The sequence below is a fragment of the Streptomyces cinnamoneus genome, from assembly GCF_002939475.1.
GTDB lineage: Bacteria > Actinomycetota > Actinomycetes > Streptomycetales > Streptomycetaceae > Streptomyces > Streptomyces cinnamoneus_A.
The window spans coordinates 112,623-125,822 of the sequence record NZ_PKFQ01000002.1; the positions used below are offsets into that span (position 1 = coordinate 112,623).

General features: G+C 74.5%; 5 protein-coding genes. 2 read left to right on the top strand and 3 right to left on the bottom strand.

Annotated features, from left to right (window positions below; translation table 11 throughout):
• The first annotated feature begins 35 nt into the window (after positions 1 to 35).
• Positions 36 to 1,088 carry a questin oxidase family protein gene (locus CYQ11_RS28665; protein ID WP_099197919.1) on the top strand — a complete coding sequence of 351 codons (1,053 nt, stop codon included), beginning with the start codon at positions 36 to 38 and terminating at the stop codon, positions 1,086 to 1,088.
• Between the two features lie 29 nt (positions 1,089 to 1,117).
• On the opposite strand, the gene CYQ11_RS28670 is transcribed toward CYQ11_RS28665, so the two are convergent.
• The 3 genes from CYQ11_RS28670 to CYQ11_RS28680 all read right to left on the bottom strand — a co-directional run bounded on the left by CYQ11_RS28670 (position 1,118) and on the right by CYQ11_RS28680 (position 4,994).
• The gene (locus tag CYQ11_RS28670) at positions 1,118 to 2,911 is read right to left on the bottom strand and encodes a protein-arginine deiminase family protein (protein ID WP_104651135.1); all 1,794 of its coding nucleotides are present in this window, start codon (positions 2,909 to 2,911) and stop codon (positions 1,118 to 1,120) included.
• 128 nt (positions 2,912 to 3,039) lie between these two features.
• Positions 3,040 to 4,227 (bottom strand): DUF6114 domain-containing protein, encoded by a 1,188-nt coding sequence (locus tag CYQ11_RS30530; protein ID WP_240003200.1) that lies wholly within the window; start codon positions 4,225 to 4,227, stop codon positions 3,040 to 3,042.
• Between the two features lie 152 nt (positions 4,228 to 4,379).
• Positions 4,380 to 4,994 carry a DUF6230 family protein gene (locus tag CYQ11_RS28680; RefSeq protein ID WP_099197917.1) on the bottom strand — a complete coding sequence of 205 codons (615 nt, stop codon included), beginning with the start codon at positions 4,992 to 4,994 and terminating at the stop codon, positions 4,380 to 4,382.
• A gap of 520 nt (positions 4,995 to 5,514) precedes the next feature.
• On the opposite strand from CYQ11_RS28680, the gene CYQ11_RS28685 reads away from it, so the two are divergent.
• Positions 5,515 to 13,197, top strand: a complete 7,683-nt coding sequence (locus tag CYQ11_RS28685) for a type I polyketide synthase (protein ID WP_099197916.1) — start codon at positions 5,515 to 5,517, stop codon at positions 13,195 to 13,197.
• Positions 13,198 to 13,200: the final 3 nt, after the last annotated feature.

Consider the following 13,200-nt stretch of genomic DNA (forward strand, 5'->3'; position numbering starts at 1 on the left):
TACGCCCGGCGGGCCGGGCGATCTAGCCTCGCGCCATGGATACGACGAGCGGCACACTCGACGAAGCCCTGGAACGCCTCCACGCGTCCGGCCCCGAATTCCGGGGATATCTCAGCAACCACGGCCCGATGGCCGTCGAAGCCCTGGTCCGCCGCGGCGCGGCCCGCACCGTGCACCCCTGGCTCGACGCCTACCGGTCCCGGCTGGAGGACGTCCCCGCCCCCAAGTCCCGCATCGGCGCGGACGACTGGCGGGAGGCGCTGGGCGACCCCGCCCGCGTCACCGACTGGACCGCCTACTTCACCGGCCAGGTCGCCGAACGCCCCTGGCGCGACGTCCTCGCCGAATGGTGGCCGCGCCTGCTGCCGGGCATAGCCGGAGCGGCGGCCCACCCCGTCATCCGCGTCGGCCACGCCGTGCGCACCCTCACGCAGGACGGCGAGAGCGAGCACCGCACCGGCGAACTGGCCCACGCCCTCGGCTACTGGGCCGCCCGGCACCAGCTCCTGCCCACCGCCGTGAACCCCTCGGGCGACGCCGCGCCCCACACCGCCCTCGCGGCCCTGCCCCGCATCGCCGACCAGCACGTCCTGCCCACCGACGGCTACGCCCAGCTGGCCGGCACCCCCCACTGGCTGGAGACGGCCGAGTCCCTGCACGTCCCCCGGACACCCGACGCCATCCAGGAGCACCTGGCGGCCCTCGTCAGGGCCGCCACCCACAACTACGCCCTCTACGGCCACGGCAACCCCGTCATGCTCGTCCACGCCGCCACCGCCCCGAACGCGGTCGCCCGCGTCCTGCCCGTCCTCCCGGAGGAACTCTGGCAGCAGTCCCTCGCCGTCGCCTGGGCGGCCACCGCCGCGATCACCTCCATCTACGCCGCGGACACCCCGCGCCCGTCGCCCGACGCCGCCTCCCTCGAACCGGAGGAGGTCTTCGAACGGGCGGCCGCCCACGGTGACGAGCACGTCATCAAGTTCGCCGACACCGCCCTGGACGTGGCGGCGAGCGCCGAGGGCGGCGACCCCCGCGCCCTGTCGGCCGCTCTGAACGCCGTGGCCCTCATCGACGCCGACCGCGACTGACGAGACGTCAGGGTAACTACGCATCAGGCTCATTCGGGGATCTCCCGCAGGGCGTTGGTGGCGCAGTGGACCTCGCCACCGCTCAGATGCGCCCATGAGAAGTCCTCGACCCAGTGCGTGCGCACACCGCGGGTCGTCAGCAGCCGCTCGGTCTCGGCACGGAAGAGATCGCGGCCGGCTACGCGCGGCCCGTGGGGGTCGGGGGCGGCGAAGTCGCGTGCGGTCAGCGACAGCCCGTTGACGAGAGCGGGCGAGAGGGCGATGTGCCTCCGCGGCATTCCCTCTCCGAGGCTGTCCTTCACATACAGGACCGGGAGTCGCACGATCTCCTCGGCCTTGAGGCCCGTCGCCCGCAGCAGGACCGTCAGCTGCCCGTCGATGTGCCGTGCCGCGTCCTCGTTGTCCCCCGTCTCCGCCTCGTGCCGCAGGACCCGGTCGACGGTCGGCTTCTCCTTCTGCACCGTGTCCGCGAAGAGCCGCTGCCCGCCCTCGCCGGCGCGCTGCGCCTGCCTGAGCAGGGCGACGGCCTTGCGGGGGTCGGAGACGGCCAGGGTCCAGCCGCGGGCGTTGTCCGCGCGGACGACGTGCACCGTCTCGTCCACGTGGCCGACGAGAAGCCAGGACGTGTCCAGCACGACCGGGGGCTGCTGCCCCTGGGCGCGCAGCATGCCGACGAACGACGGGTCGGGCCGGCGCTCGGCGCTGCTGCCGTAGACCACGCGCCCCTGCGGATAGCCGGCGTAGGGCGGCAGCGCTTCGACGTTGCCGGTGAAGTTCAGCAGCTCGTCGACGTTCTCGTCGCGGTGGGTGGTGTACTGCTGGACGACGCCCACGTCCGGCCCCCGCAGGTCGCGGTAGAGGAGCCGTCCGGCGCGGCGCAGGCTCGCGGCCCGGCCGTCGTCGGACGACCAGTAGTTGGGGGAGCGCAGCAGGACGCGCATGGTGTGCGGTCCGTGGGGCGTGGGCTTGGTGACGTAGCCGGGCTCGGCGATGTCCTGGCGCCAGATGTCGCGCCACCACTGCTGCGTGCCGGGCTGGAACCGCAGCGCGGAGCCGGGCAGGCCGGACTCCTTCACCGCGGCGCGCAGGGGGTCCGCGAACTCCCCCCACTGGCCGGGGGGCCGCTCGGCGGTCCGCACCTCGACGGGCCGCCCGTCGCCCGGCCCGGGGGCGGCGGCCAGGACCTGCTGCGCACGCTGGAGGTCGTGGTGCAGCAGGACCGGGGCGACGTGCAGAGGCCTGTGCGCGGACCGGGTGGTGCCCCGCTCGGTGACGGTCAGCGTCACGTCGATGCGACCGTCCCACCGCTCGGGGTCCCGCACCACGTCCCGCGCCTCGACGGCCAGCCGCACTCCGCGCCGCAGCTCCCGCGCGTCCAGCCGCCCGCCGGCGCCCAGCGACTCGTACGTCCCGTTCCGCTCGACGAAGACGCGGGCGTACGGACTCTGCGCGGCAGGCACCGCGACCCGGCCCGTCGCGTGCGCGCCCACGGCCATCGGCGGTACGCGCAACGGCGTGAGGTCCTTCAGGTCGGCCGGGCCGTTCACCACGTCGTCCGCCGCGTCGTTGCAGGCGGCGAGCCGCTCGTCCACGGCCACGTCCAGCCGGTCCTCGTCACCGGGGCGCAGGGAGCACCGCCGGGCGTCGTCGTCGAGATTGGGCAGCACGACCGCCCCTTCGGGCGCCCGCAACCCGGGAGGGGCGGGGGAGCCGCCGGCGTGGGCGCCGGCCGGGTGGATCAGCGTGGTCGCGACGGCGGCGCAGACCAGCGCTCCGATGAGGGCGGGACGGGTGTGCGACCGGGTGCTCAGCGGTGCTTTCATGCCCCTTACCCTCGCGCCGCGGGGCCCTGTGGCGCATCGGCCACCGGGTGGAAGCGGGGTTGAATCCTTCGGTGCAGCCCCGGGTGGAGGCGGCTCCACTCAGGGGTGGAGAGCCGCTGGCAAAGGTGTCAGTCGGAAGGAGGGCCTCCCCTTGACGTTGCCGCCCTGTCCCGTTCCGGAGGGCCGGGCGGGTCCGCGCCGGCGATCCGCAGCCCGTCGGCCACGATCGTGTCACTGGTGACGAGCGCCTGTTCGGCGACGACGTTCGTCATGAAGACGAAGGGGGGTGTGACCGGTGGCGGGGGCAGGGTCTCGGGGCGGAAGGTCAGGCACACGACGCCCTGGACGCAGCCGCTGAACCGGGTCAGGTAGAGGGTGACGTGCCCGGTCAGGCGCAGATCCGCCACGTCCAGGGCGAGGTCGTCGCCGCCGTCGTGGGTGCGCAGCCGGTACCGGGTCAGCGTGGCGGCCTCCATGCTGAGCACCATGACCCGCCGGGGGCCAGCCACGGTCGGCACTTCCGCCACCCTGGCGAAGGTGAAGCCGCGGGGCGCGAAGCGCGAGGTCGTGACCGTCGTCGGGACGCGACCGGCCACGACACGACCCGGGGCCGCCGCGTGGGCTTGCCTGGGCACGGCGGACACGGCCAGCAGCACCACGGGCAGGACGACGGCGAGAGCTTTGCCCGGCCCCTGCCCCCTCCCGCGCCCGCCCCGGTCCGGCACGTCTCCGTCCGGCGCGTCCCGGCCCGGGGCCTCCCGGTCCGACGCGTCCCGCCCCGGCCCGTCGCGGACGGGCCCGTCCCGGTCAGCGACTTCCTGATCGGGCACGTCCTCGTCCGGCACGTCCTCGTCCGGCATCTCCGGGTCCGGCCCGTCCTCGTCCCCCGGCACCGCCACCGTGCCGGCCGATCGCCCCGCGTCCAGGGCGGTTTCGCCCTGCGGCGCCGCCGCACCGGGCGTCCGCGTGCCCGTAGGGGCGGCCCCGGGCGTCCACGCGAACCCCATCGCCCCGCCCGCGATACCGAGCAGCATCCCGATGAGGAAACCGCCCAGGTTGCTGGCGGCGAAGGACAGGACCGACAGGATCACCGCGTGGATGCCCACGTAATGGCGGCTGTTGGGGAGGAACCACAGGAAGAGCCCGGCGGCCACCAGGGCGCATCCGATGCCCACCGCGGCGATGCCGCCCAGACCCAGGCTGAACAGCACGGTCCACGGCGCCAGGGGGATGACGAGCAGCTCGATGCCGGCGAGCATCAGCAGGGCCCCCGCCCAGAACGGACGCGTGCGCCGCCAGCCGCGCAGCGCCCGCACCCCCCGCGCCCCGTACGCCCTCCCCGGGAGGGACGAGTGTCCGCCCGGTGCCCCACGCCGCCACCCGCGCGGCAGCCCCCGCACCCGAGCCCCCGGTGAAGCCCCGCGCCGGCTCCCCGGAAGGGGCAGCGACCGCCTGTCCCGCACCCCGCTCAAAAGCACGCCCGGTCGTTGAGGCCCACGTCCAGGCGCAGGCCCTTGAGGCGGAAGTCGCCGCCGGTGACCGACCAGGTATGGGACCTCACCCCCGAAACCGTCACGCTCGCCGCCTGCAGGCCGAACTGCCCCGGGGCTCCCCTGACTCCCGGCACCTGGTCCAGCGTGGAGGCGTCCCGGCCGAGCTGGACCTCGCCGAAGCGGGCGTCGCCCATGAGGTCCTCACTGTGGAGCACGAGGTTGCTCACCATGACGTTCCCGGCCTCCCCTCCGGCCCGCAGGGAGAACACCACGGTCCCCAGAGGCGTGTTGACGCGCGCCGCCTGGCAGATGTCCGTGAGCGTCGCGTCGCCGACGCCGAGCAGTGCCGTCGCGTGGCCCCGGCCGTCGGCGGACCGGTCGACGTCGACGAACGAGACCAGCCCCTTGCTCGTCAGCCGGCTCGACGACACCTGGAAGGCCTGGCCCGAGACGGCGAAGGACGAGGCGAGGACGCCCTCTCCCATCGCCACCGCCATGGCCGCGACGGCCGCCACGGCGGGCAGGGCCACCAGGGCCGCCTTTCTCCACACCGTCCTGCCCTCAGACAGCCTCCGGTCGGCTCTGGTCACGGCGCGACTCCTCCCAAGTCTCCCAAGTCCCTTGGGCGCGGCGGTATCCGGCCACTCTCGAAGAGCGGCGAAACAGGACGATCCTGCCCGTGCGACGGCCGGGCGAAGCCTCCGGAGCCACCCGGTTCCCCCACCGAGGCCCTGGACCGACGACGCGCGTCCCCCTGGGCAACTGTGGTCGTCGACAACCCGATTGGTGAATTCGTCCAGGCATTCGTCTCGCTCATTCGATGGAGGTACTGCCTGTTTACGCCCGTCCTCCGACGGCTACTGATAGCAGCGTTCCGCAGAGCGAGGAACGGCGCTGTGGACGGCCGGGAAAACGCTTCCGCCCTCCGATCGCGGGAGAGCCGCGGCCCGCCGGGGCCGTGTCCGAAAGGCGCGGCCAAACGTCATCGTCATGGTCCGCGCTCGCGCGCCGCCCGCGCCGGTTCGCCTCTGTCCGCCTCGCTGCCGCTGTCCACCCACCGCTGCACGTGCGTCGCGATCGGTTTGCTCCCCGGGGAAAGGTCGTAGAGCCATGGGCGTTGACGGAAACGGGACCGTCCCGGACAGTCGGCTGATCGCCGTCGTGGGTGCCGCCTGCCGCCTCCCGGGCGGCATCACGGACCTCGACGGGCTGTGGCGGGCGCTGTGCCAGGGCAGCGACCTCGTCACGGACGTACCGGCCGACCGCTTCGACGCCGACCGCTTCGTGGACCCCTCGATGCCGCGCCCCGGCAAGAGCTACACGAGGGCCGGCGGCTTCCTCGACGACATCAGTGGTTTCGACGCCGCCTACTTCGGCATCGCACCGAAGGAAGCCGCGCAAATGGACCCCCAGCAGAGGCTGTTGCTGGAACTGGCCGCCGAGGCGTGCGACAACGCCGGCATCGCCCCTGCCGCCCTTGCCGGATCCGACACGTCCGTCTTCGTGGGCATCTCCGACCATTCCTACGGCGCGTTGCAGATGCTCATGACCGAGAGCGTCAACGCCTACACCATGTCCGGCGCGGCCTCCTCCATCGCGGCCAACCGCATCTCGCACTTCCTCGACCTGCGCGGCCCCAGCATCGCCGTCGACACGGCCTGCTCCTCCGCGCTGGTCGCCCTGGTGCAGGCCTGCCAGGGCCTGCTGGCCGGCACCAGCGCCGCCGCCTTGGTCGGCGGCGTCAACCTGCTCCTCAGCCCCTACCACTACGTGGGCTTCTCCCAGGCGTCCATGCTCTCGCCGACCGGCCGCTGCCGGTCGTTCTCCGCAGGCGCCGACGGGTACGTACGGGCCGAAGGCGGCGGCGTCGTCCTGCTGAAGAGACTGACCGACGCGGTGGCCGACGGCGACCGGGTCCTCGGCCTGATCGTCGACAGCGCCGCCAACAGCGACGGCCGCACCCCCGGCCTGGCCCTGCCCCGCGTGGAGACCCAGGAAGCCCTGCTGCGCCAGGTGTACGCACGGGCCGGCGTCGATCCGGACGACGTCGCCTACGTGGAGGCGCACGGCACCGGCACCCCCGTCGGTGACCCCATCGAGTGCGAGGCCGTCGGACGTGCCCTCGGCAGCCGCCGCACCAACGGCGAACTGCCCATCGGCTCGGTCAAGTCCAACCTCGGCCACCTGGAACCCGCCTCGGGGATCGCCGGGCTGCTCAAGGCGATGCTGGTCCTGCGCCACGGCGTCATCCCTCCGACGCTCCACGCCCTGCCGCCGAACCCGAACGTCGACTTCCCGGCCCTGCGGCTGGCCCCGGCGGCCGAGAGCCGCGAGATCGTCGTCGGCGAACGCACCGTGGCCGGGGTCAACTCCTTCGGCTTCGGAGGCGCCAACGCCCACGTCATCCTCGCGCCGGCCCCCCTGGCCACGGCCACACCCGCCCCGCCGGCGGACGCGCCACGGTTGGTCGTGGTCTCGGCGCGGACCCGCGACGCCCTCGCCGTGGTGGCCCGCCGTACGGCCGAACGTCTGGCGGCCGCGGATCCGGACGAGTTCTACGACCTCGCCTACACCGCCGGGATGCGGCGCGGCAAGCACCCGCACCGCGCCGCCGTGCTGGCCGACGGCCCCGCCGAGGCCGCCGCACGGCTCACCGCGCTCGCCGAGTCCCTCGCGGCGCCCGCGCTCCCGGACGCCACCGGCTCCACCGAGGGCGACGGAGCCGAGGCCGCGGCCGACGCCACCCCGCAGGCGCCGCAGACGCCGGACGACCACACCGCCCCGACGCGGGACCCCGCCCGAGGACACGGCACGGCGGTCGCCGACGCCGTCGCGCGCGGCCGCATCGCCTTCGCGTTCTGCGGCAACGGCGCCCAGTGGGCCGGCATGGGGGCCGACCTCCTGGCCACCGACTCCGTCTTCCGCGAGGCGATCGACGCCGTCGACGCCGCCCTGTCCCCCCACACGGGCTGGTCGGTGGCGGAAGTCCTCGCCGGGCCCCCGGCCGGCCTGTCCGTCTCCGCCACCGAGATCGCCCAGCCCCTGCTGTTCGCCGTCCAGGTCGCCCTCGTGGAGGTCCTGCGCCGCCAGGGCGTCGAACCCGCGGCCGTGACCGGGCACAGCGTGGGTGAGATCGCCGCCGCCCACGTGGCCGGCGCCCTGACGCTGGAGCAGGCCGCCCGGGTGATCGCCGCCCGGGGCCGGTCCCAGGCCGCCACCGCCGGCACGGGGCGCATGGCCGTCGTGTCCCTGCCGCGGGAGGAGGCGGAGAAGGCCGTCGAAGCCCACCCGGGGCTCTCGGTCGCCTGTGTGAACACCGCTCGCGACGTCACGGTCTCGGGCCCGGCGGACCGACTCGCCGCGCTCCGGGCCGACCTCACCCGCCAAGGCGTCGCCTGCACGGTGCTCGACGTCGACTACGCCTTCCACAGCGAGGCCATGGACCCGGTCGAGGAGCCGCTCAGAGCCGCCCTGGAGTGGCTGCGGCCGACCCCCGTACGCATCCCGATGCTCTCCACCGTCACCGCCGCGACGGTCGAGGGCCCCGAACTGGACGCCGACTACTGGTGGCGGAACGTCCGCCGGCCGGTGCTGTTCGCCCCGGCCGTCCAGCGCCTCCTGGGCGAGGGGTACGACGTCTTCGTCGACATCGGCCCGCACCCCGTCCTGCGCCCGTACCTGCGCCGGCTGACCGAGAAGTGCACCGCCCCCGTGGCCGTCGTCCCCACGCTGGCCAAGGACGAGGACGGGCCGGCCGCCCTGCGCACCGCCCTGGCCGCCCTGGCCGCCGCCGGAGCCCGCCTGGACTGGGGAGTCCACTTCCCCGTCCGCGGCCGCGTCACCGACCTGCCCGCCTACCCCTGGCAACGGGAACGGCACTGGAACGGCTCCCCCGGAGCCTGGGCGGGGACGTTCCGGGACGGCGGCTTGGACCATCCACTGCTGGGCGACCGGTTGCCGCTGCACGAGCCGACCTGGCGCGGTCCCGTCGAGCCCGTCCTCGTGCCGTGGCTGGCCGACCACCGGGTCGGCGGCGCGGTCGTGCTGCCCGCCACCGGCTACGCGGAGATGGCGCTGGCCGCGGGCCGACGGGTGCTGGACGGCCCGGCCGAAGTGGAACACCTGGAGATCACACGGGCCCTCGTGGTGCCGTGGGAGAACCCCGCGGCCGTCAATCTCCACCTCACCCTGTCCTCCGGCGACGGCGACCTCACCATCGCCAGCGCCATGGGCCGCACCGGCGAACCCACCCGCCATGCCAAGGGCCGGGTGCGCCGGCTGCTGCGCGGCCGGCCCGCACCCGTCGACATCCCCGCCCTCCGTGAACGGTGCGCCGGACGGGCCGATCCCGAGGAGCTCTACCGCACCCTCACCGGGGCCGGGCTGGACTACGGCCCCGCCTTCCGGACGCTCCGGGAACTGCACGTCGGCGACGGCGAGGTGCTCGCCGCCTACCGCAACGACCAGCCGGCCGACGGCTACGAGGTCCACCCGGCCCTGCTCGACGGCGCCCTCCAGGCCGGAGTGCCCTTGATGGCCGACGTGCTGGCGCGGCACCGGCACGCCTACCTGCCCGGCGCCATCGACGCCCTGCGCGTCTGGCAGACGCCCCCGCAGGAAGGGCTGGTCCACCTGCGCGAGCGGTTCCGCAGCCAGGCCGAGGTCTGCTGGGACATCACCCTCACCGACGGGGCCGGTCACGTGATGGCGGAGATGGCGGGGTGCCGGCTGCGGCGCTTCGACGGCCTGCGCACCTCGCCCCTCATCCGCTACGGCACCGTCATGCGGGCGGCGCCGTACGCGTCCGTTCCCGCGCAGCCCTCCCCGCTGCCCGGCCCGTCCCGGATCCTGGCCGCCGCGCAGCCCCGCATCGACGAGGTGCGCGCCGCCTGGTACGGGATGGGCTACGAGCGGGTGCGCCACCGGCTCAAGGAGGGGGCCGCGCTCGCCTTGGCGGAGTGCCTCAGGGACCTGCTCCCCGAGGGAGCCGAGTCCTATGGCCCGGAGGACATCACGGCTGCGGGCGTCCAGCCGCACCACCTGCGGCTGTGCCACCTCTTCCTCCCCCTGCTGGAACGCTACGGCCTCGCCGAGCGACTGGAGGACGGAAGGTGGCGGCCTCTGAAGGAGGGGCTCCACACACCGGACTCCGGCCGACGAGTGGCGCGCGACCACCCGGCCTTCGGCGCGGTGATCGCGCTCGCCGCCGCCCGCAGGCCGTCCCTGCTCGAGGAGCTGCTCGGAAGGAGCGAACCGCTGACACTGCTCGGCGAAGGCGTCGGCGAGCTGGTGGAGCTGTTCTTCGACGTCGCGCCACACTCCCGGTTCCACAACCGACTGATGCAGGCGCTGCTGTCCGTGATGGTCGACCGCTGGCCCGCCGACCGGCCGCTGCGCGTCCTGGAGGTCGGGGGCGGCACGGGCGGCACCGCCGCCGCGCTGTTGCCGCTGCTGCCTCCTGAGCGTACCCACTACTGCTTCACCGACGTCGTGCCCTTGTTCCTCACCCGGGCCGAAAAGCGGTTCTCCGGCTACGACTTCGTGGACTACCGCACGTTCGACCTGGACGCCGGCCCGACGGAGCAGGGTCTGACCGAGGGCGCCTTCGACGTGGTCGTGGCGGCCAACGCCCTCCACACCGCCAAGGACCTCGCCCGTGCCCTCCGACGCGTGGCGGCCCTCCTGGCGCCCGGCGGTGTGCTTCTCGCGCTCGAGGAGCACGATGCCCAGCTCACCGCGCCGTTCTTCGGCACCCTGGAGAGCTTCTGGACGTTCACGGACCACGAACTGCGCCCCGAGACACTGCTCCTCCCCGCCCCTCGCTGGCCCGGCCTCCTGCGGCGGTGCGGTTTCACCGACGTGGTCCGCACCGGCGACGGCCGGCGCGGCATCGATGCCGAGGCGTCCGTCCTGCTGGCGGCGGTGCCCCACCGCCCGGTGGCCGCCCCGGCGCCGCCGCCCGCCGACGGCGCGACCGCGTGGATCGTGGCGAGCGAGGACACGGCGGGTGAGGAGCTGCGCGGCGCCGTGGCCGGAGCGCTCGGTGCCGCGGGCGCCGGCGTCGTGCGCGAGGGCGTCGCCGGCCGCACCTCCGAACAGTGGGCAGAGCTGATCCCGCCGGACGCCGGGGCTGTGGCCGTCGTCCTCCTCCTCGACGGTGGCGCCGGTGAGCCGGGCCCCCACGAGCTCGTCGACCTCACCACGCACCGCCTGGCGGTGCTCAGGGCGTTCGCGGCCGTGAGCGAGAAGCTGCGCGAGGGAGTCCGGGTCACGCTGTGGGTGGTGACGCGGCCCAGCGGGGCGCTGCCGGCCCCTGAGCGCCCGGACTTCCCGGCCGACGCGGCTGTCTGGGGGGCGGCCCGCACCCTGGGCAACGAACACCTCCGCCTGACCGTTCGCCGCCTGTCCCTGGAACGCACCCCCGGTGACGCGGCCGGGGACGGCCGCCGCGTCGCCCGCGAGCTCCTCACCCCCACCGACGAGGACGAGATCGCCCTCACCTCCCGGGGCCGCTTCGTCCCCCGCCTCATCGACGTCAGCGACACCCCCCGGGGCACCGCCGACAGCCGTGACGTCGCGGCCTTCGCACTGGAGGTCCGTGACCCGGGCCTCGCGTACCGGCTCGCGTGGAAGGAGACCGAGCCCCCGGCGCAGGCCGGCCCCGGTGACGTCGTCATCGGCGTCAGGGCGGCGGCCCTCAACTACCGCGACGTGATGCAGACCGTCGGTGTGCTGCCCCCGGTGGACACCCTGCCGCGGCGCGCCCGCCAGCCCGGACCGGGCATGGAGTGCGCGGGCGTCGTCGAGGCGGTCGGCCCGGGCGTGACCTCCGTCGCCGTGGGGGACCGCGTCTTCGCCCTCGCGCCCGACGCCTTCGCCTCCCACGTCGTCACCAGCGAACACGCCGTCGGCCGCATGCCCAAGAGCATGTCGTTCACCGAGGCCGCGACCCTGCCCGTGGTCTTCCTCACCGTCCACTACGGCCTGGGCCGCCTGGCCCGGCTCGCGCCCGGGGAGACCGTGCTGGTGCACGGCGGCGCCGGGGGAGTGGGGCTCGCCGCGCTCCAGTACGCCCACCGGCGCGGCGCGCACGTCATCGCGACGGCGGGCAACCGCGTCAAGCGTGAGCTGCTGCGGCTGCTGGGGGTCGAGCACGTCCTCGACTCGCGGGACCTGCGCTTCGCCGAGGAGATCCGGGAGATCACCGGCGGCCGGGGAGTCGACGTCGTCCTGAACTCCCTGGCCGGGGAGGCCATCTCCCGGGGCCTGGAGGTCCTGCGGCCCGGCGGACGCTTCGTCGAGCTGGGCAAGCGCGACATCCTGGAGAACAAGCCGCTGCGCCTGCGCCCGTTCGACCGGAACATCGCGTTCTTCGGCGTCAACCTCACGCAGCTCCTGCACGATCCGGCGCTGGCCATGACGCAGTTCGCCGAGGTGACCGCCCTGGTGCGGACCGGCCGGTACCGGCCGCTGCTGCACACCGTCTTCCCGGCCGCGCGCGTCGCCGAGGCGTTCCGGCTCCTCCAGCACTCGCGGCACATCGGCAAGGTCGTCGTCGCCTTCGACCCCCTCGACGAACCCCTCGTCGTCGAGCGCGCGCCGCGCCCCCTGGAGCTCGACCCGCGAGGCACGTACCTGGTGACCGGTGGTCTCGGCGGCTTCGGCGCGGCGTCCGTCCACTGGCTGGCGGCCCGCGGGGCGCGCCACGTCGCCCTCGTCGGCCGCCGGGGAGCGGACTCCCCCGAGGCGCCGGCCCTGCTGTCCGCCCTGGCGGCCGGGGACGTACGGGCCCACGTCCACGCGGCCGACGTCTGCGACGCCGCCGCCATGCGGCGCGTGGTGGCCGAGGCCGAGGCGGAGGGCCGCCCGCTGCGCGGCATCGTGCACTCGGCGATGCACCTCGACGACGGGTTCTTCACGGACCTGACGGACGACCGGGTCCGGGCCGTCCTGGCTCCGAAGATGGGCGGTGGCGCCGTGCTCGACTCCGTGGCCCGGGGCCGGCCGCTCGACCTGTTCCTGGCCTACTCCTCGGTCACCGCCACCATCGGCCATGTGACCCAGTCCGGTTACGTGGCGGGCAACCTGTACCTGGAGGCCCTCGCCCGCAAGCGGCGGGAGCTCGGTCTGCCGGCTCTGGCCGTCGCCTGGGGAGCCATCGGGGAAACCGGTTACGTGGTGCGCAACAACCTCCTGGGGACCATGTCCCAGATGGGACTCCGGCCGCTCACGCCGGACGCGGCGTTCGAGGTCGTCGAGGGGTTCCTCACCGGCGAAGTCGACGTGGCCGGGGCCGGCCACTACAACTGGGAGCTGCTCGGCCGCCTGCTGCTGACCGTCGGGGCGCCGCGCCTCGCCCTCCTCATGCCGGTCCCGGGCACCGGCGGCGCCCTCACGCGGGAGGAGATCCTCAGCAAGCTCGCCGGGATGTCACCCGAGGAGGCCCAGCAGTACATCGCGGACTCGCTCGCCCGGGTGCTGGCCGACGTGGTGCAGATCCCGGTCGAACAGGTCGACCACCACCGCAGGATCGACACCTACGGGGTGGACTCGCTGATGGCCACCGAGGTGCTGACGTCGCTGCGGCAGCAGTACGACGTCGACATCCCCCCGATGGAACTGCTTCGCAGCGAGGGCACCATCGCCGACATCGCCCGCATCATCCAGCTGCGCCTCGGCCTGGCGACCGGTACGGGGGCCGACACCCTGGCGCCGGGGGCGCTGCCGCGGCGTGAGGAGCCGAAGGCGTTGCCGGCGGGGGAGAGGCCGGAACAGGAGGAGGAGCCCGGCTAGACC